Annotated in this window: 13 protein-coding genes; 4 read left to right on the forward strand and 9 right to left on the reverse strand. The window is 64.8% G+C overall.

The annotated features are described in order from the left end of the window. Nucleotides 1-40 precede the first annotated feature (40 nt). Complete coding sequence (locus tag HWX32_RS00905) at nucleotides 41-1,006, reverse strand: hypothetical protein (protein ID WP_175934359.1); 966 nt, start codon at nucleotides 1,004-1,006, stop codon at nucleotides 41-43. Nucleotides 1,007-1,112: 106 nt separating this feature from the next. On the opposite strand from HWX32_RS00905, the gene HWX32_RS00910 reads away from it, so the two are divergent. Both HWX32_RS00910 and HWX32_RS00915 read left to right on the forward strand, forming a co-directional pair. Further along, nucleotides 1,113-2,459, forward strand: coding sequence for a UDP-glucose/GDP-mannose dehydrogenase family protein (locus HWX32_RS00910; RefSeq protein ID WP_175934360.1), 1,347 nt, complete (start codon nucleotides 1,113-1,115; stop codon nucleotides 2,457-2,459). Nucleotides 2,460-2,566: 107 nt separating this feature from the next. After that, nucleotides 2,567-8,371: a hypothetical protein gene (locus HWX32_RS00915; RefSeq protein ID WP_175934361.1), complete on the forward strand. Its 5,805-nt coding sequence runs from the start codon at nucleotides 2,567-2,569 to the stop codon at nucleotides 8,369-8,371. A 123-nt stretch (nucleotides 8,372-8,494) separates the two neighbouring features. Here the strand turns inward: HWX32_RS00915 and HWX32_RS00920 are convergent, their stop codons facing one another. From HWX32_RS00920 to HWX32_RS00945, 6 genes are all read right to left on the reverse strand, one after another. Continuing rightward, a complete protein-coding gene (locus HWX32_RS00920; protein WP_254868198.1) occupies nucleotides 8,495-9,091 on the reverse strand; it encodes a PIN domain-containing protein in 597 nt (198 codons plus the stop codon). A gap of 241 nt (nucleotides 9,092-9,332) precedes the next feature. Next, complete coding sequence (locus tag HWX32_RS00925) at nucleotides 9,333-10,565, reverse strand: pyridoxal phosphate-dependent aminotransferase (protein WP_175934363.1); 1,233 nt, start codon at nucleotides 10,563-10,565, stop codon at nucleotides 9,333-9,335. 11 nt (nucleotides 10,566-10,576) lie between these two features. Continuing rightward, nucleotides 10,577-11,224, reverse strand: coding sequence for a DUF1707 domain-containing protein (locus HWX32_RS00930; protein ID WP_175934364.1), 648 nt, complete (start codon nucleotides 11,222-11,224; stop codon nucleotides 10,577-10,579). 241 nt (nucleotides 11,225-11,465) lie between these two features. Beyond that, complete coding sequence (locus HWX32_RS00935; RefSeq protein ID WP_175934365.1) at nucleotides 11,466-12,401, reverse strand: substrate-binding domain-containing protein; 936 nt, start codon at nucleotides 12,399-12,401, stop codon at nucleotides 11,466-11,468. Further along, the gene (locus tag HWX32_RS00940; RefSeq protein WP_175934366.1) at nucleotides 12,394-12,774 is read right to left on the reverse strand and encodes a hypothetical protein; all 381 of its coding nucleotides are present in this window, start codon (nucleotides 12,772-12,774) and stop codon (nucleotides 12,394-12,396) included. The genes HWX32_RS00935 and HWX32_RS00940 overlap by 8 nt, the downstream gene beginning before the upstream one ends. Nucleotides 12,775-12,783: 9 nt before the next feature. Continuing rightward, nucleotides 12,784-14,094, reverse strand: a complete 1,311-nt coding sequence (locus HWX32_RS00945) for a Na/Pi symporter (RefSeq protein WP_175934367.1) — start codon at nucleotides 14,092-14,094, stop codon at nucleotides 12,784-12,786. Between the two features lie 200 nt (nucleotides 14,095-14,294). Here HWX32_RS00945 and HWX32_RS00950 point away from each other — a divergent pair, with 200 nt between their 5' ends. Further along, the gene (locus HWX32_RS00950) at nucleotides 14,295-15,254 is read left to right on the forward strand and encodes an endonuclease domain-containing protein (RefSeq protein WP_175934368.1); all 960 of its coding nucleotides are present in this window, start codon (nucleotides 14,295-14,297) and stop codon (nucleotides 15,252-15,254) included. 186 nt (nucleotides 15,255-15,440) lie between these two features. Here the strand turns inward: HWX32_RS00950 and HWX32_RS00955 are convergent, their stop codons facing one another. Together HWX32_RS00955 and HWX32_RS00960 are read right to left on the reverse strand one after the other, a co-directional pair. Beyond that, nucleotides 15,441-17,333, reverse strand: coding sequence for an ABC transporter ATP-binding protein (locus HWX32_RS00955; RefSeq protein WP_175934982.1), 1,893 nt, complete (start codon nucleotides 17,331-17,333; stop codon nucleotides 15,441-15,443). Between the two features lie 62 nt (nucleotides 17,334-17,395). Then, nucleotides 17,396-19,054: an ABC transporter ATP-binding protein gene (locus HWX32_RS00960; RefSeq protein WP_175934369.1), complete on the reverse strand. Its 1,659-nt coding sequence runs from the start codon at nucleotides 19,052-19,054 to the stop codon at nucleotides 17,396-17,398. Nucleotides 19,055-19,137: 83 nt separating this feature from the next. On the opposite strand from HWX32_RS00960, the gene HWX32_RS00965 reads away from it, so the two are divergent. Beyond that, nucleotides 19,138-20,322 (forward strand): Fic family protein, encoded by a 1,185-nt coding sequence (locus HWX32_RS00965; RefSeq protein WP_254868199.1) that lies wholly within the window; start codon nucleotides 19,138-19,140, stop codon nucleotides 20,320-20,322. Nucleotides 20,323-20,417 lie beyond the last annotated feature (95 nt).

Here is a 20,417-nt window from a genome sequence, read left to right on the forward strand (position 1 = left end):
AGGGACCACCGGCCGGACCCATGCAGCCCGGCCGCCCCAGCTACCGCGGGCCTAATTGGCTGGCGAAGAACGCGTCGAGCCGGTTGTACATCATCGGCAACGTCATTCGGGTGAACCGGAAGTATCGCCAGCCTTGAACCCCGGTCTCGATGTTGATCAGGGAGTCTTTCTGCATTTGCTCGCGCCCGGCATGGTGCTCGCCGTCGTACATGAGGCCGACCTTGAGGTCGCTTTGCGCGTCGGTAAGCGCGAGGTCAAACGAGGTCACCCACGTGCCACCGTGTTTTACCGGAACTTGTTCTTGCAGTACCAGGCCGTACTTCTCGGCCAGCGCCGCCGCGATGAGGCGCATCTCGGTCTCCTTCGGTGAGTCGGCGAGCTGCGACGACGCGGCCAGGGCCTCGGCGACCCACCGCAGGTCGAGGCGGTTCCGCGCGGCTCGGAGAACGTCGAGGGGGTTGATGTTGAGGTGGGCCTGGGTGGCGTCGAGAAGCTGCACCGCCCGCACGAACCTTGCCTCGCCCACGTCGAGCACCTCCCAGCCGTTGCTACCGCGCCGTACCTCTTGCAGGGCTTGCACGACGGCGAGCCCGGGCGCGACGACCGGCACCCTGGTTCCGCGGCAGGTCACGTGCCACAACTCCGATGGGGGAGTGTCGGCGCGCATCAATTTCGGCCGGGCTGCGGTAGGGCCTTGGGTTCGTCTCACTCTGGAGGAGGTAAGGACCGTGTCGCACCCGTCGACGAAAAACGACAGGCCGTATAGCGCCAGGGCCGCGAATCCGCTGACCGTGTGGCCGGGGTGCTCCAGCGCCCAGGCGGCGGCGCGCAGATGAGCTGGCACCCGATAACAGACCCCCGCCCCGTGGTAGCGCGAACGGTGTTTTGCCAGTTCCCACGGTATTTCCTTCGTGCTGGATACCTCGAATTTGTCGCTTACGCGCAGCCCCCACGCTGGGTCGCCGGGGACGCGCGGCACAAGCAGGTCCGCTCCCGTCACGGGCATGCCGTCGGTCAGCTTCACTTCTCCCATATCGAGTTAGACGCTGACACGCCCGCCGCGGTTCCCTTCGCCCTGCCGATCCGCGCGCCCCACGGCATAATGGCCAGTTATGCGGATGACTGTGATTGGTACTGGTTACCTCGGCGCGACGCATGCGGCGTGCATGGCTGAGCTGGGCCATGAGGTGCTGGGCATCGATGTGGACGAGCGCAAGATCGAGGCGCTCAAGGCGGGCAAGGTCCCTTTCTACGAGCCGGGTTTGCCGGACGTGTTGGAGCGCAACATTGCTTCTCGACGGCTCTCATTTACCACCACCTACGAAGAAGCCGCCCAGTTCGCCAACGTGCATTTCATCGGTGTGGGTACGCCGCAGCAGCGCGGCTCGTACGCGGCTGACACTACGTATGTGGAGGCTGTGATCGATAACCTGGTCCCGCACCTTAAGGGCGACCACCTGATCCTGGGCAAGTCCACCGTCCCGGTGGGCACCGCCGCCGCGCTGCAGGAGCGGGCGAATCGGCTTGCGGCCGACGCTGGCGGTCACGCCAGCGTTGAGATCGCCTGGAACCCGGAGTTCCTCCGCGAGGGCTACGCGGTGAAAGACACCATCGAGCCGGACCGCATCGTCTTGGGCGTGCGTGGCGCAAGCACCACGGAAGGGGAGAGCCGCGCCGAGGCCATCGCCCGCGAGGTCTACGCCACGCCGCTTCAAAACGGCACACCGTTCATCGTCACCGACCTGCAGACCGCAGAGCTGGTGAAGGTTTCCGCCAACGCGTTTTTGGCCACCAAGATCTCCTTCATCAACGCCGTCAGCGAGGTCTGCGAGATCGTCGGCGCGGACGTCACCCAGCTCGCGGACGCCATCGGCTACGACGACCGCATCGGCCGCAAGTTCCTCGGCGCCGGTCTGGGCTTCGGCGGCGGCTGCCTGCCGAAAGACATCCGCGCGTTCATGGCCCGCGCCGGCGAGGTGGGCGCGGACCAGGCGCTGACGTTCCTTCGGGAGGTCGACGCGATCAACATGCGCCGCCGCCAGCGCGTGGTGGACTTGGCCCGCGAGGAGCTGGGCAGCCTGATCGGGCGCAACATCACGGTGCTCGGCGCCGCGTTCAAGCCGAACTCGGATGACGTGCGCGATTCGCCGGCGCTCGCGGTGGCGGGCCAGCTTTCGTTGGCGGGTGCTTCGGTGCGCGTCTACGACCCGCAGGGCATGGACAACGCCGCGAAGGTGTTCCCCACGCTGGATTACGCCAGCTCGCTCGAAGATGCGCTCGCTGGTGCTGAACTCGTCATTCTCGCCACCGAGTGGGACGAGTTTAAGCAGATGGACCCGGTGTGGGCGGCGGAGCTCGTCGATAAGCAATTGCTTATCGACGGCCGCAACGTGCTCGACCCCCCAACCTGGCAGGCGGCAGGGTGGCGGCTGCGGGCGCTCGGGCGCGCTAGTGGCTAACTGGTAACGAACTGACAGGAAAATGTAATAACGCTAGGGTGGTGGATGAACATAATTCTCGCAGCTTGCTTGTTCAGGTAGGTTGCCCTTCTCACCTCGGAGTTCTCATGAGTGTTCACTCCCACGCCACCCGCGCAAACAGCCGTGTCGCCACCCGTGCGATCGGCGCCGCAACCGTCGCCATCCTCGGCCTGACCACCGTGCAGGTGGCCGCCCCCGATTCGACCTTCCTGCCAACCGCCGATGCCGCGACGCGCACGGTTCAGGGCACCACCGTCACCTACGACGATCAGACCCCGGCGTCGGTGCCGTGGAATACCACCGTCAAGCAGAACGTCACCCGCTACGGCACGTTGTACCTGAGCCTGGACGCGGTGGCCGCCGACGGCATAGCCAGGACCGGCACCTACGACCAGTGGGGAAGCCCTGTTCCGCTGACCATCTGGGATCCTGCCAAACCGACGATCTACCGCAATGGGTTTACGTCTGCTGTGCGCCCAGATCCGTTCAGCAATTCCAACAAGATTACGACTCAGCTTGGCGAATGGTCCTACGTCTCCCAAAGCTCCACGTTCCAGGTGACCTGGAACCCGGCCCCGGGCTATATCGGTTACGCTCCGCCGCTGCCGATCCAGATCGACCCGGTGAAGCCCGGCGGGCAGCCGGCGCCGCAGTACGACTACGCCACCACCGGCCTGCCGGGCAAGACCACGTCGCCGCTCGCATCCGCGGGTGCGCTCGGTACGACGCAGACCGCGCAGGCCGGAACAGGGTTCCAAGGTGTCACCGACGGCATCATCTGGGACGGTTACCTGGCCACCTACGCGTTCCAGGTTGACAGGAACGACCCGATCGCGGCGCTGGCCAACCTCACCGACGACCAGTTTGCCACCGACGCAGACGGCAACTACGTCGGCTACGTCACCAACGAGCTGAACACCAGCGAGGGCCGGTACACGATTAACCCGGACTCCGGCGAGGTCACGTTCACCCCGAACAACGACTTCTTCAAAACTGGCGACCCGACCACCAAACAGGCCACCCCGATCCGCGTGATCGTGTCCAACATGACCACGAACACGGACGAGGGCAACGGCCGCGTCATGGCCTACGGCGTCACCCGCCCCGCGCACACGATCAACGCGAACAACCAGTCCTACTCCGAGGTCAACACCACCTACACCCCGACGGTGACCAAGCCGTCGGTGCAGCTCAAGGACGTCGCCGCGCAGAACCAGGTCGGCCGCGCCGTGACACTGCGCCCGAACTACGCGCAGGCTGACGGCGCCCCGGCGATCAACACGGACACCGTTGAGCTGCTGAACCCGGACGGCACGACCGCAGGCAAGACCCTCACCGTCGAAAACGAGGGCACGTGGCAGGTCAACAGCAACGGCACCGTCACCTTCACCCCGCAGGTCGGCTTTATCGGCGACCCGACCCCGGTGCAGTACACGGCGAAGAACACCGTCGGCATCCAGGCGGACTCGGCCACGCTCACCGTCGACTACTTCGTGCCGGACGGTCGCCCGGCAACGACGTTCGGCACCCAGGGCGTGACGCAGAAGTCCACCGACAGGACCACTTCCGAGGGCGACCGCGGACTGACCGCCCAGCAGATGTTCCCGGGTTACCCCACCAACTGGTACAGCTCGTTCACCTACCAGCTTGTCGACCGGAACGGCAACGCAATCGCGCCGAACACCGCGCTCAAGTACGACAACGTTGGCACCTACACCATCGACGCCGCGTCCGGCGAAGTCACCTTCACCCCGGACCCGTTCTTCGTCGGCCCCGCACCGGAGGTCGGCGTGCGCATCGCCAACCTCACCACTGCGAACGGCCAGGAGCGCGGCGCGGACGGCTCCTACCTACCCGTGGTTACCGCCTCGAACGTGTACCTCCAGCCCGCGTTCGCCAACGGCAACGTCGGCGACACGCTCAAGGCCACACCCGAGTACAACAAGATCGACACCGAGAGCATTTCGCTTATCGACGACTCCGGCAAACGCGTCGGCACCACCCTCACCGTCGATGGCCAGGGCACCTGGACCGTCGATCTTGCGACCGGTGAGTTCTCCTTCACCCCGGTTGCGGGCTTTTTGGGCAACCCGGCACCGGTGAAGTACACCGCGCGGAGTGTCGACGGTATCGCGGCCCGCGAGCCGTCCACCGTCACGGTTACCTACAACCCGCTGGTCACCCGTACCGCCACCACCATCGGCGGCCCGACCCAAACCCAAAAGTCGACCGACCTGAACTCCCCGGGCGACGCCGGCAAGACCACCGCGGAGCTCTTCCCGGGCCTGCCCGAGGCTTGGTTCAACGCGCCGGTGCAGTTCAAGCTCGTGGACGGCACCAACCTCGTCGACACCCTCACCGTCGATGGCGAGGGCATCTACACCATCGATCCCGCCACCGGCGTGGTCTCGTTCACCCCGGACGCCGGGTTCCTTGGCGGGGAGCCCTCGAAACAGGCGGGCGGGGTGAAGATTCAGGCCATCAACACCACTGCCAACGGCACGAAGGTCAACTCGACGCTCATTGCGCAGTACATCCCGACCGTCGAAGACCGCACCTACACGTTGCCGTCCGCGACCAGCTCGGCGCCGCTCGGCCAGCCGGGTAAGGCGACGCCCGATTACGGCACCACCATCGACCCGACGAGCGTGCAGCTTCTCGACGCTGCCGGCAACCCCGTCGGCAAGACGCTGGACATCCCGGGACAAGGCACCTGGACCGTCGACCCAACGACGGGCGAATTCACCTTCACGCCGGTGCCGGGCTTCGTCGGCACGCCGGTGAGCGTGCTCTACACCGCCGCGGCCACCAACGGCGGCACGGTGACCGACACCGGTGGTGTGACCATCACCTACCCGGCGGCCATCACGGTCCCCGCCACCACCGTCGGCCCGCAGGGCACCGCCCAGAACAGCTTCGACAAGGGCGCGAACGACACCGGCCGCACCCCTGCCGAGATGTTCCCGAACCTGCCGACAGATTGGTACGGCAAGGACAACAGCCCGGTGAAGTTCCAGCTTGTGGGCGCAACCGGCAACGTGCTCACCGTCGACGGCGTGGGCACCTACACCATCGACCCGGTCAAGGGCACCGTGAAGTTCGAGCCGGAGAAGGGCTTCACAGGCCAGGCCCCGGCAGTGGAGATCCAGACCGTCGGCCTCAGGGACGCCAGCGGCCAGCCAGCCGAGATGACCAGCACCTACCAGCCGTTCGTCGTGCCGGTGCGCGTCGAGATCCCGTCCGACTACGCCAAGGCCACCCGCATTGGCCAGCCGGTGGAGGTCACGCCCGAGTACCTCGACAAGACTGTCGACACGAGCACGATCCGGATCATCGCGCCGCAAGGCAGCACGCTCTCCCCGGACGGCAAGACGCTGGTTGTGCCAGGCGAGGGCACATGGACCGTCGATACGCAAGGCAACTTCACCTTCACTCCGCAGGGACCTGACGGTGAGGGCGGCGCGTTTGTGGGCAGCCCGACCCCCATCGACTACACCGCCACCAACTTCGACGGTATCCCTGCACAGGTGCCCGGCCAGATCTCGGCGTTCTACCCCACGCCGGATCCGATTTCGGCTGTTACGACCAATCTGCAGGGCGTGACGCAGCACTCCGACGACAAGAACCGCCAAGACCAGGGTCTCACTGCGAAGGAGCTGTTCCCGAACATCGCCCAGGCCACGTGGTGGGACCAGGCAGTCTTCGGACTCTTCGCCCCGGACGGCACCCCGGCGGAGAACAACACCCTCACCGTCGCGGGCGAGGGCACGTACACCATCAACCCGGCAACCGGCCAGGTCACGTTCACCCCGGACCCGGCGTTCGTCGGCACGGCGCAGTCGGTGGGCATCGGGATCGTGAACGCGCAGGGCACGCCGACGGCGAAGTACACCGCCGTCGTTGAGCCGGTGGATGTGCACCTTTACGACGCCTGCGTGCTCGGCAACCTCGGCAGCCCCCTGAAGGTCACGCCGAGGTACCTGGACACGGTCGATAAGTCCACGGTGGAGTTCGTCGGTGCCGACGGGAAACCCGCAGGCAAGGAACTCGAGGTCGACGGGCAGGGCACCTGGACCGTCGATAACAACGGCACGTTCACCTTCACCCCGGTAGACGGCTTCTACGGCACGCCGACCCCGGTGAACTACACCGCGAAGAACACCAACGGCGTGCAGTCCACCGACACCGGCACGGTCTCCGGCGACTACCGCTCGCCGAGGACGTCTCCGTCGATAAGCACTGGCGATGTGAACCAGACGCAGACCTCGAAGACCGGCGCGGAAATGTTCCCGTCGTTCCCGAGCGCCTGGACCATCACGTACTCGCTGCCGGGTGCGACGGACAACAAGATTGAGACCGCTGAGGGCACGTTCCAGATTGATCCGGCGACGGGCGTGGTCACCTTCACCCCGGCGAAGGACTTCAGCGGCACCCCGGACCCGGTGACCGTGCAGGCCACCACCGCGACGGGTGCTACCGAGACCACCACGTACCAGGTGTCGGTGACGGGTAGGACCACGACAACTGCTACGACGAGCGTGTCGACCACCGCGACCGCAACCGCGACCGAAACGCAGCGCTTCACCGACGTGGTCACCGCCACCAACCCGGTGGAAACCATCACCGCCACCGCGGATCCGGTGACGGTAACCCCGCCGACGGTAACAGTGAGCCCGGAACCTGTCGTCACGACCGTCACCCAGACACAGGAGCCGCAGACGGTCACACTCACCCCGGCGCCGGTCACGGTCACGCACGACCCGATCACCACTGCGGTCACCGTCCCGGGCGAGCCCACCGCAGTCACCACGACGCTCACCATCAGCCCGGAGCCGAAGACGGTCACCCCGGAGCCGATCACCTCGACCATTCCGGGCGGCACCGAGACCATTGCCGTCACGGTCACCCCGGCGCCGGTCACGGTGACGCAGGATCCGATTACGGTCACACCGGACCCGGTCACGATCACCCGCGAATCCACGGTCACCCACACCGCGCCGGGCGGCAGCACCGTCGAATTCACCGCCGGTCGTGCGCGGTTCGACAGCATCCAAGGCACCGTGGTGCAGGTGGTGGTGGGGGATGGTTCCGTCGATAAGCAATCGCTCAAATTCCGCCCCGTTCCGGGCGCATCGCTTAGCGACGACTCCCGCACCCTCACCATCCCGACCCAAGGCACCTGGACCATCCACGAGGACGGCCACGTCACCTTCGTGCCGGAGCCGAACTTCGTCGGCGAGCTGACGGAGGTGCAGATCGACTACGCCCGCACCGACGGGGCCAAGGTGGATGGGCCGTACCTGATCTCGGGCAGCTACCGCCCGGCGCAGGTCGCCCCGACCCCGGGCACTGTCACGGCAACGGAGACGGTGACAGCGCCTGCAACCACCACGACCGCTGCGGCCGGTTCCTCCGGCAACGAGGCCATCCAGCGTTGCGTGGCCAACGCGGTGCGCTCGCCGATCCTGTGGGCGCTCCCGATCGGTCTGCTCGCGTACGTGGGCGGCAAGGTTGCGCAGCCGTACGTCGGGCAGTTCCAGGCGCAGATCGACGCCATGAACCGCGAGATTCACGAGCACATCCGCCGCAACACCCCGGACCTCGGTATTGGTGGCGGTGGGCGTCACGACGACCTGTGCCGGGAGATCCGCCAGCAGATCGACGCCGTGAACCGGCAGTTCGCCCAGGTTGCGAACCGCCCGGAGGTGCAGACGGCTGGCAAGGTACTCGGCGGCATGGTGGCGCTCGTTGCCCTGTCGGCCGTGATGTACGACTGGTGCACCGCCGAGCCGGGCAAGGCAGTCACCTCAATCGACTTCGAGAACGGGTCGTCCGCCAAAGACAAATCCAGCGTCACCCGCTACGGGTCGGGTAGTTCGAACGGCCAGTAACAGAAGTCCAGGAGGCTGCAGACAACGCGAGTCGTCTGCAGCCTCTTGCGCTCCACCAGACCTCGATTTTGTACATTGACATTCACCCTGGGGAGAGCTCCGCGCCCCATACGCTTGTGATGGTTACGGGGTTACAACCTGACGGATTTTGGCTGCGGTGCTAGGGTCCGTCGCTTTTTCCAGTTGGTTCAGGACTGTTTCTTCATCCTTGGAGGCACTGAGCTCAATACAGAGATGATGCGCTTCCCGGAATTTCCCTGGAAAGTCCGTCAAAAGCCGGTCGATCATAACCGAGGGCTGAATGAGCTCGATGCCGTGGTGCCTCATCCAATCAGCGGGAAAATCTTTCGTGTTGTTGGTGAGCAATATGTCCGCGTCCGTCGCGAGCGCAGCCGCGAGTACATGGCGATCCTTCGGATGAACCTCCACTTCGTGCGGAAGAACTATTTTGGTGGGGCCTTTGAGCATCGCATCAGGGAGGAACTCTTTCATGAGCTCTTCTAGACGGCGTGTAGAGGTTTCATCGAGACCGATGAAGATACGGAGATTTCGTGACATCTCGTCCAGAACCTCTTGGCTCCATCGAAGATCCAGCGCTCCCATGTGAGCGCTGTAGAGAAAATAGTCTCGGAGCACACGTGAGAAAAGAATGTTGGCATCGGTGAATACGACCGGCACTCTTTGTCGCGGGTTCCCGCTACTCAGTGAATCCGATCTCATTTGAGAAATCCGCAAGTTTCCGAGCTACATGCTCTCGGCGCTCGAACTCTGAATCCGCACTTTCAAGTACTTGGAGAATAGTTTCCGCCTCGTGATGGGAAAGTACAACCTCGGCGGACGAGGATCGCGCCGCTTCGCGCATGGCCTGACGGAGGGTTCGCGCGTTATCGCGGAACGCCTCGCTCGGCACTGGCACAGAAGTCATACCCGCAGGATACATCCTCAAATCGGTCGCCGGAACCTAGTGCTGGTGGTAGTCCACCAGGAAGTTCCCCAGCCGCTCGATGGCGTTCTCCAGCTGCGAGCGCCACGGCAGGAACACCACGCGGAAGTGGTCCGGGGTGGGGTAGTTGAAGCCCGTGCCCTGCACCATGAGGATCTTCTCGGCCTTCAGCAGGTCGAGCATGAAGCGCTCGTCGTCGTAGATCTGGTACATCTCGGTGTCGATCTTGGGGAAGCAGTACATCGCGCCCTTCGGCTCCACCACCGAGATGCCGGGGATTTCGCGAAGCTTATCGACGGCAGCGTTGCGCTGGTTCAGCAACCTTCCACCTTCGCCGGTGAGCTGGTAGATCGACTGCCGCCCGCCAAGCGCGACCTGGATGGCGTGCTGGCCCGGCACGTTCGCGCACAGGCGGGTGCCCGAGAGCAGGTCGAGGCCCTCGATGAACCCTGTGGCGCGGCGGCGGGGACCTGTGATGATCATCCAGCCGGCGCGGTAGCCGCACACGCGGTACGCCTTCGACAGCCCGTTGAACGTCACCGTGACCAGGTCTGGGGCGACTTCGGCCATGGAGATGTGTTTCGCGCCGTCGTAAAGCACGCGGTCGTAGATCTCGTCGGCGAGCACCATCAGTTCGTGCTCGCGCGCGATGTCCGCGATGCCCTCGAGCACCTCGCGCGAGTACACCGCGCCGGTGGGGTTGTTCGGGTTGATCACCACGATCGCCTTGGTGCGCGGCGTGACCTTGGAGCGGATGTCCTCGAGCGACGGGTTCCAATCGTCCTCCTCGTCGCAGAGGTAGTGCACCACTTTGCCGCCGGCGAGGGTGGATGCGGCGGTCCACAGCGGATAGTCGGGGGTGGGGATGAGGATCTCGTCGCCGTCGTTAAGCAAGGCCTGCGTGACCATGGAGATAAGCTCGCTGACGCCGTTGCCCAAGTAGACATCGTCGATGTCGAACGGCGGGAAGGCGTCGATCTCCTCGTAGCGCGTGACCACCGCGCGGCGTGCGGACGTGATGCCCTTCGACGTGGAGTAGCCCTGCGAGGTGGGCAGGTTGGCGATCATGTCGCGCATGATCACGTCCGGCGCCTCGAAGCCGAAGATGGCCGGGTTGCCGGTGTTCAGCTTCAGGATGGTGTGTCCGTCGCGCTCCATCTTCTCGGCGGTGGCGGTCACGGGCCCGCGGATGTCGTAGAAGACGTTCTTGAGCTTGGTTGCCTGATCGAAGTGCCGGTGCTTATCGCTCATGCACCTAGAGGTTACTGCTTTTTGAAGCGGTTCATGGTCTGTTGCGCCACATCGAGGGCGTCGGTGGTGAGTTGGTTGAACTGGTCCTTGCGTTGCGCCTTCATCAGTGCCTGTTGCTGCGCTTTCGCGGTTTCGATTTCCAGCTGGCGCGCCTTGACCTCCTGGCGGCGCTGCATCTCCAGCTGGCGCAGCGACGGCGTGTACCAGGAGTCGGGCCCGATTTTCATCACGTACAGCAGCACGAACAGGGTGGGGATGAGTAGCAGCGACAGGACGGGCGCGACCGTCAAATTCATCGCGCTTGTAATCCCCACCAGCCCGAACGCGCCGATGGTGCCTAGCCAGAAGGTGCCCGCGCGCATCCGTTGCCCGGAGCGCCGCGCCTGCATGATTTCGGCTTGGGAGTACAGCACCGCCTCATTGGGCACTTGCTTATCGACGGCTCCCGCCCCCACACCCCGCGGCCCAACCTCCACCGGCGGCAGATCGTCCAGCACGTCGGCGAGGTCGCCGAGGTACTGGGCCTCAGCGACGGCGGCGCAGCGCTGGTCGAACTCCTCCATGGTGAGCCGACCCTCGCCGAGGGCGCGGCCGAGGGTGTCCATGGCCTCCATGCGTTCCTGGTCGCCGATTCTGTAGTTGCCGTATGGGGTGCTCACGGTTGCTCATTGTACTGGGATGGGTGCCGCCCGCCGTGGCGGTTCGGAGGTTGCCCGGTGGCCGCCCCGTCTCGCGCGCAAATGCCCGCCAAGAAATGCCCGTCAACCGAGTGGTGCGCCCCGCGGAGGGGGAGGTTACTCGACTGACGGGCATCTCTTGGCGGGCATTTGGGGACACAGCGGGTTGTGGCCGCCACCGCGCCGCCGCCGCACCGCCGCCGCACCGCCGCCGCACCGCCCCCTAGTGCCAGCGCGCGTCGGCGCCGAGGGTGCGGTCCTCGAAGCGCTGCTTGGCGGTGTCGTAGTCCTCCTCCGGCAGCTGGTAGAAGTACACGCGCGGCAGCACAGCTTCGACCTTGTCCAGGTACGTGGTCACGAACTCGGCTACGTCGTCACGCTCCGCGGAGTCCTTGTTCACGTAGAGGAACAGGGGGCGGGCGAGCGGGTAGTTGCCGCTCTTGGTCTCCTCGGCGGTGGGGGCGATGCCGTCGACCAGCACGTTGTCGATCTTGTCGCGCACCTCGCCCTCGGTGGCCAGGTAGTTACCGATGCCCATGAAGGAAAGCGCGTTCACATCGTCGGCGACCCAGGCGGAGAGCTCCTGGATGTCGTCGGTGGCGTCGTAGTCCTCGCGGATCTCGTCGCCGCCGAGCACCAGCTCTTCGAACACGCCGAGGGTGCCGGAGCCAGACGGGCGGCCGTAGAGGGTGATCTCCTCGTCGGGCCACGCCGGGTCGATGTCGGACCACTTGGTTACGGCAGAGTCGGCCGCCCAGATGTCGTGCAGCTGCTGGATGGTCAGGTCCTGGGCCCAGTCGTTGTCGCGGTGCTTGACAATCGTGATGGCGTCCAGCGCGATCGGCAGCTCCACGAACTCGACGCCGTTTTCGGCGCACTGCTTCTGGAAGTCCACCGGGGCACCCGCGCCCGGGATAGCTACGGACGCGTCGTTGATGTCGGCGTCGCCGTCGCAGAACTTTGCGAAGCCGTCGGTGGAGCCGATGGCCTCGACGTTCACGTTGAAGTCGTAGCGGTCCGCCATGTAGGACGTGATCGGCTCAACGGTTGCGGAGCCGGTGACCTGGATGGCGTCCTCGCCCGGTGTGTTCTCGTTCGAGCAGCCCGCGGCGAACAGGGTCACGGCGGCCAGCGCCGCAGCAGTCAATCGTTTACGCATGGTTCTTGCCTTCCCGCATCTCGGCGCGGAATTCGCGCAGCAGCTGGAACAGGTTCTTCCAGGAACCCTTGCTGTTCGCCCAGTATTCGGGGAAGTGCTCCAGCTCGGCTTCCTGCTCAGGGGTCACGTTCGGGTTGATCTTCTTGTGCTTTTGCTTATCGACGGCCGCCTGACCTTCGTCCACGGAATCGTCGTTAAGCTGCTGCTTCTTGCGTCCCCTTGCCTCGAGTTCGGTGCGTAGCTCGTCGGCGGCTTCCTCGAGCTCGTTGAGCAGGGCCTTGAGCGCCTCGTCCGGTGCCTCGGCGTGGATGAGGTCCTGGGCGAGCGGGGAGAGATCTGGGGTCTCGTTCGTGGGGTTTGTCGGGTTGTTCACGGTGGCTCCTTAGGAAACGGCGTTGGAGATGAACACGGCGAGGATCGGGATGATGAAGAACACGCCGCCGATCCAGGCGAAGACGTACATCTTGTTCTTCACAGCGAGGCCAGCGAGCCAGTCGGAGCCGGCGGGCGGCAGCTTGCGCAGGAACGGGACGCCGAGGATGAGAATCGCGGCGAAGGTGTTGAAGAGTGCGTGCACGAGCGCACCGGCCATGGCGGCTTCGGCTTCGGCGCCGGAGGCGGAGAACGCAGCGATCAGGCCGGTGAAGGTGGTACCGATGTTCGCGCCCACAACGAACGGGAACAGCGTGCGGACCTCGAACTTGCCGGACGCCGCCAGCGGCACCGTGAGCGCGGTCGTGGTGGAAGACGACTGCACCAGCGTGGTGATCAGCGCACCGGAGAGCACGCCGATAAACGCGTTCTTGCCCAGCGCGGCGTACAGGATGTCCTGCGCCTTGCCCACGAGCAGGGCGTTGAGGATGTTGCCGATGAACTGGATGGATAAAAGGATCAGCGCGATACCCACGACGGACAGGATGATGCCGCCCCACACGTCGCCGAGCGGCTCAACCAAGCTGCTGGCCAAACCGACGAGTGGCTCGGTGATCATGTCGATGAAGTCGCCGACCGCCTCGAACGCGCCCGAGACAGCGCCCTCGCCCTGGCCGGAGAGCGACGGCGCGATGGCGGTCGCGGTCTTGCCCAGGAAGCCGGTGATCATCTCCAGCGGGAAGAAGATCAGGATGGCGATGAGGTTGAAGAAGTCGTGCACGGTGGCCATGGAGAAACCGCGCTGGAACTGCTTCTTGTTGCCAGCCAGGCCAAGTGCGACCAGGGTGGAGGTGACCGAGGTACCCATGTTGGCGCCGAACAGCATCGGGATAGCGATGTTCAGGGGCAGGCCACCGGCGATCATGCCCACCACGATCGACGTGGTGGTCGACGACGACTGAATAATCGCCGTGGTGACGATACCGATCGCCAGGCCCACGAACGGGTTCTCGGCGAAGGAGAACAGCTCCTCGGCCTGGTCGCCGGCGATCAGCTTGAAGCCGTCGCCGATCATGCCCACACCGTTGAGCAGCAGCCAGATGCCGAGGAACACGGCAATCCAGTTCGCTACCTGCTTCGCGGTGCCTTCGAAGGGGAGGAACCCGAGGGGGTCCTTGCGCTCGTCGTCGCCGTCGACGTCGTCGTCTTCCAGGTTGGACGTATCACCCAGGTTCGGGTCGGACTTGCCGGAGTTCTTCTCGTGCGTCTTCACGGCGGTGCTGCCGCCGTCAGGGCTGACGCTCTTATTCTCTTTACTCATCTGCTCCCCATCGTTTGCTGGTGGTCGTCACGAGTGCCGCCGCAACCGCGGTCGCGCCGGACACAGGTATTCCCAACCGTACGGGTGCGGTGTTGTTGGCGGGTGACGCGAAGATGAACGTTGGGAAAACTTGTGAGCAGTTTTGGGAAATCTTGGCAAATTCCGGGAACCGGTGCCGCCCCGCGAGCGTCCAAGCACATATGGGGACAAAGTTGGACAGGGAAAACGCGTCCGCGCTTGCGGCGTGGGAGGAACGTAAAGCCGAGCTGCGGGGGTTGATCGTGGATACGCGGACGCTCACCCGCGCCGGGCTTTTGGCGGTGACGGAGCGCGCGGCCGAGTACGTCGAGCTCGACCCGGTGATTTTCTTTCCGAGGGAGAACTGGGCGGCGCTCAAGTACCACGAACGGCGGTGGCTCGAAGTCGAAGCGGCCGCGAGGAGTAGCCGCGGTGCCGTCCTGGTCGGGCGGTCCGCGGCGCGGAAACTCGGGATGTGGGTTGTGAGCCGGACGGCGGAGGCCGTGGAGTTGACGTTGCCGTCGAGAAGCAATTCGCCCCGGCGCACCAAGAGCCGCGGATTCACGTTCCGCTACTCCGAGGTGTCGGCCGACGAGCTGCTCACCTACGAGGGGCACCGGGTGACCGACCCGGTCCGCACATTCATCGACATCGCGCGCTACCACGGCTTCGTCGAAGGCCTCATCGCCGCGGATTACCTCATGCGGCGCGGCAAGACGCGCGGGGAAATCGAGCGGGGGATTCGGCGGATGGGAAGGTGCAAAGGCTTAGCGACGGCCCGCCGCTGCCTCCACCACACCATCCCCACGTCCCAGTCCCCGTACGAATCCTTCGTGCGCGCGCTTCTCATCGAGGCCGGCATCGGCCCCGTTGCCGCGCAGTTCCAGGTCGACGGGTGGTTCGTTGACCTGTGCGTCGACGGGTGGCTGCTCATCGAGATCGACGGCGAGCTGAAGTACGAAGGCCCCGACGGGGAGGCCGCGTGGCGCGCCGAGAAGGACCGCGAGAAGCGGATAAGCAACAAAGGGTTCAAGTTCCTGCGCTTTTCGCCGGAGTTCATCCGGAAGCACCCCGACCTCGTTGTTCAGGAGGTGCGCGATGCGTTGGCGTCGCGGGACCTGCTCATCCGCCGGATGGGGTAGACGGCGCCGGAGCGATGAGTTGTTCCCGGAAACCGCAAATGCCCGCCAAGAGATGCCCGCCAAGAGATGCCCGTCAGCCTGGTGGATTCTTCCGGGGGAACTCCGCTACACGGTTGACGGGCATCTCTTGGCGGGCATGTGGGTTCAACGGCGGCGGAAACCAGGCGGAAACCAGGCGGGAACCCCCTAATCCTCCGCGAACTGCGACTGCTGCAGCTCCCAGTACGCCCCGCGCCGCGATAGCAGCTCCGCGTGCGACCCCTGTTCCACGATCGCACCGTCGCGCATGACGAGGATCAGGTCGGCGTCGCGGATCGTCGACAAGCGGTGCGCGATAACGAACGATGTGCGGGACGAACGCAGCGCCTTCATCGCCTCCTGCACCAGCACCTCGGTCCTCGTATCAACGGACGAGGTCGCCTCGTCGAGAATCAGCAGCGTCGGCTGCGCCAGAAACGCCCGCGCGATGGTGATCAGCTGGCGCTCACCCGCGGACAACGAGCCGCCGTCCTGGTCCACCACCGTGTCGTAGCCGTCGGGAAGAGAGCGCACGAAGCGGTCCACGTAAGTCGCGCGCGCCGCCTCCAGCACCTCCTCATCGGTGGCGTCGAGGCGGCCGTAGCGGATGTTGTCCATGATTGTGCCCTTGAACAGCACCGCATCCTGCAGCACCATGCCGACGTAGGAGCGCAGCTCGGTGCGCGGGATGCGGCGGATGTCGGTGCCGTCGAGAAGAATTGCTCCGCCGTCCACCTCGTAGAACCGCATGATCAGGTTCACCAGCGTCGTCTTGCCCGCGCCCGTCGGCCCCACGATCGCGGCGGTCTGCCCGGGCGCGACGCGCAGGTTCAGCTCTTCGATGAGCGGGTCGTTGCCGTAGGAGAAGTCCACGTCGCGGAATTCGACCTCCCCGCGCACATTGCTTATCGACGAACCCCCGGCTTCCTCTTCCTCTTCCCCCGCGTCAAGCAGCTCGAAGATGCGCTCCGCGGACGCGACGCCGGACTGGAGCATCTGCATCATCCCCGCCAGCTCGCCGAGCGGCTGGTTGAACTGGCGGGAGTACTGGATGAACGCGGTGGCGTCGCCGAGTGTGAGCCTGCCCGAGGCCACCTTCACCCCGCCGAGCACCGCGATGACCACGTAAGACAGGTAGGAGATGAACTGCATGATCGGCTGCATCGAGTTGGAGAGGAATTGCGCCTTCTGTGCGGCGTGTGCCAGCTCGTTGTTGCGCCGGTCGAACTCCTCGCGCATCTGGTCGGTGCGCCCGAAGATGACGGCGACGTCGTGGCCGGAGAACGCCTCCTCCACGTGGCCGTTGACGTCGCCGGTGGCCTTCCACTGCGTGCGGAACTGCTTCTGCGAGCGCGTGCCGATCAGCCCCACCACCACACCCGTGAGTGGAATGGCCAGCAGCGCCACCAGCGCCAGCTGCGGGGAAATAGCGAACATCATCGCGATGATGCCCACCAAGGTGAGCACCGCGTTGAACAGCGATCCCAGCGATTGCTGCAGGGCCTGCTGCACGTTGTCCATGTCGTTGGTGGTGCGGCTCATCACGTCCCCGCGCTGGCGGGTGTCGAAGTAGGAAAGCGGCAGGCGGTGCAGCTTGCGTTCCACGTCCTGGCGCAGGCCGAACACCACGCGCATGGTCAGCCGGTTGAGCACCGCACCTTGTGCCCACATGAACAGCGAGGACACGAGGTACAGTCCCAGCACCAGCCCGATCAGCTGGCCCAGACGCGTGAAGTCGATGCCGCTGCCGGGGTTGAGGTCCATCGCGGCGGCCATGTCGGCGAAGCGGTCCTCGCCGGCGGCGCGCAGCCCCTCCACGGCCTGCTCCTTGGTCACACCGGGCGGCATCTGCTTCGACACCACGCCGGAGAAGATCACGTCCATCGCGCGGCCCATCACGCGCGGCGCCCAAACACTCAGGACGACCGCCCCGATGTTCATGACCAAAACCGCCAGCAGCGCCAGCTTGTAGGGTGCGAGCAGCCCGAGCAGCCGCTTCGCGCTCGGCCAGAAGTGCTTGGCTTTGCGCGGGGCCTTGCTGGAGTAGTCGTCGCCGGCCATCTTCTCTTCGTATTCAGCCAGCTGGGCTTCGTTCAGCTCGGTTTCGTGCCGATTCGACTCGCTCACGCGTCCACCGCCTCCTGGCTGCGCGCGATTTCGCGGTAGGTGCCGCAGGTTTCCATCAGTTCCTCGTGCGTGCCGCGGCCCACGATCTCCCCGGCCTCCAGCACGATGATCTGGTCCGCGTTTTCAATGCTGGCCACCCGCTGGGCTACGAGGATCTTCGTCATGGGCAATCGGTCCAGCTCCTCTTGTAAGGCGGCGCCGGTGAGGGCGTCGAGGGCGGACAGGGAGTCGTCGAGAAGCAAAATGCTCGGATTGGCGGCGACGGCGCGCGCGATGCATAGCCGCTGCCTCTGGCCGCCGGAGACGTTCGTGCCACCTTGGCTGATGGGCATGTCAAGCTTCTCGACGAAGCCCGCCTGCGCAATGCGCAGCGCCTCCCAGAGCTGCGCGTCGGTGGCATCCGGGTTGGCCACGCGCAGGTTCGAGGCGACGGTGCCGGAGAAGAGCCAGGGTTTCTGCGGTGCCATTGAGACGCGCCCGCCTGTGGCGACGGTGCCTGAGGTGGGGGAGTACAGGCCCGGGATGAGGCCCATGAGCGTGGATTTGCCGCTGCCCGTCGAGCCGATGATGGCCGTGGTGGTGCCGGGTTCGGCGGTAAACGAGATGTGCTTGAGCACCGGCTCGGCCGCGCCGGGGTATTGGTAGGTGACATCGTCGAAGATCACGGTGCCGTCGGCCGCGTTTGCTGTATTTGCGGCCTCCCTCGGGCGGTGTTCCAGCACCTCCTCGACGCGGCGGGCGCACACGATCGCGCGCGGGAGCATCATGAGCATGAACACGCCCATCATCACCGCCATCAGGATCTGCATTAAATACTGCATGAACGCGGTGAGTGCGCCGACGTTAATCAACCCCTCGTCCACGCGGTGGCCGCCGAACCAGAGCACGGCCGCGGTGGCGAGGTTCAGGATGAGCATGATCACCGGGAACATGGTGACGAAGATGCGGCCGATGTTCAGCGACAGCTTGGTCAAATTGTGGTTGGCCTCGGTGAAGCGCGCGGTTTCGTGGTCCTCCCTGGTGAAGGCGCGGACCACCCGGATCCCGGCGATCTGCTCGCGGAGGATGCCGTTGATGGTGTCCAAACGGGTCTGCATCTGGCGGAACATTGGCATGAGCACTACGGCGATGATCGTGACCACCACCGCAAGCGTCACCACAGCGGCGATGACCAGCCAGGACATGCCCGGATCCTGGCGCAGCGCCATGATCACGCCGCCGATCGCCATGATCGGGGCGGCGACCATGAAGTTCAGCGTGAGCAGGAAGGTCATCTGGATCTGTTGCACGTCGTTGGTGCCGCGCGTGACCAGGGTGGCCGCCCCGAAGTGGCCCATGTCCTCCGCGTTGAAGCCTGTGACGTGGTCAAACACCGCCTTGCGGATGTCGCGCCCCGTGAACATACCCGCCCTCGACGCGAACCACACCGCCACGACCGCTGTGAGGACCTGCGCGAACGCAACCACGAGCATCACCCGGCCCGTGCGCCAGATGTACGGGACGTCGCCTTGGGCCACGCCGTTGTCGATGATGTCCGCGTTCAAATCCGGCAAGTACAGCGTCGCCAGAGTGGTGATCAGCTGCAACGCGAGCACCGCAGCAATGAGGCCCGCGTACGGCTTGGCGTACCGGCCGATAATTCTCACTAAATCCACCGGGTCATCATAGACCGGGGTTTGGGGGTGGTCGGATGGCCGGTTTCGGGGCAACTCTCCGCGGGCGACTGCAGAAGATTACAGTGCTCGACACCCCCGACATGTCGATTTTTCCTGAAAAAATCGACACGTCGCGCCGACGTGTTTATTCTTTCGACATGTCAGACGTGCCATCCCCAGATCCGGCCCGGACCTTCGACCCGGCAGTCCCTTATAACGATCTGCCGCCGCTTCCCCCGGCCCAGGAGCTCGAAACGGCGAGAGTGTTGAAAGCGGTCATCGAGGCCCGGAGTGAGCTGGCGGCACTGAACACCGCGTGCAGATTGATCCCCAATCCCGAGATCATCACGTCCACCATCCCGTTGCGTGAAGCGCAGGCCTCAACCGAGATCGAAAACATCGTCACCACGAACGATGAACTGTTCCGCGCGGAATGGAGTGTGGACCTAGAACCATCTCCCGCCACCAAAGAGGCCCTGCGTTATCGCGACGCACTTCACCAGGGAGTGGAGATGCTCAAGCACCGTCCTGTCTCGGAGAAAGTTGCGGTGGAAATTTGTTCTACCTTGCAGGGCGGTCACGCGGCACTGCGGTCGACACCAGGCACCTACATCGGTGACCCTCACCGAAACACCCGGATCTATACCCCGCCGGAAGGGCTTGAGGTTATCCAGCGGCATCTTTCAGCGTGGGAGCGCTTCCTCTATTCCGACCACGGGCTCGATCCGCTCGTGCTCATGGCAGCGGCCCACTACCAGTTCGAAGCGATCCATCCGTTCTACGACGGTAACGGTCGCACTGGCCGAATTTTGAACATCCTTCTCCTGCTCCAGGAAGAGGTGTTGTCGCTGCCAGTGCTGTATTTGTCCGGTTACATCGTGGACAACAAGGATGAGTACTATCGCCTCCTCAACGCGGTCACCGCACACGGCGAATGGGAAGACTGGGTGCTTTTCATGGTGCGGGCAGTCGCCACGTCGGCCAGGAGCACATCGTTGCTTATCGACGACCTCCGGCACCTCCAAGACACCACCACCAAACGCGTCCGAGAGCTGGGTATCGCCCCCGCCGCCGAATTGACGGAACTTTTGTTCATTCAGCCTTACGTCCGGATCAGCGACGTGATCGACCGTGGTTTGGCCAAGCGGCAGACCGCGTCCGGCTGGCTTGCTGCGTTGGTGGAGGCGCACATCCTCGACGAATGGAGGGTTGGCCGGTCGAAGGTGTTCCTGAACACCGCGGCGCTAGAAATTCTGACGCGCCGCTGACCCCGAACCACCTCCCCTTACAGTGCCCGGCACCCCCGACATGTCGATTTTTCTTGAAAAAATCGACACGTCGCGCGGACATGTCGATTTGGTGT

This window comes from Corynebacterium sp. Marseille-P4321 (assembly GCF_903645305.1).
Lineage (GTDB): Bacteria > Actinomycetota > Actinomycetes > Mycobacteriales > Mycobacteriaceae > Corynebacterium.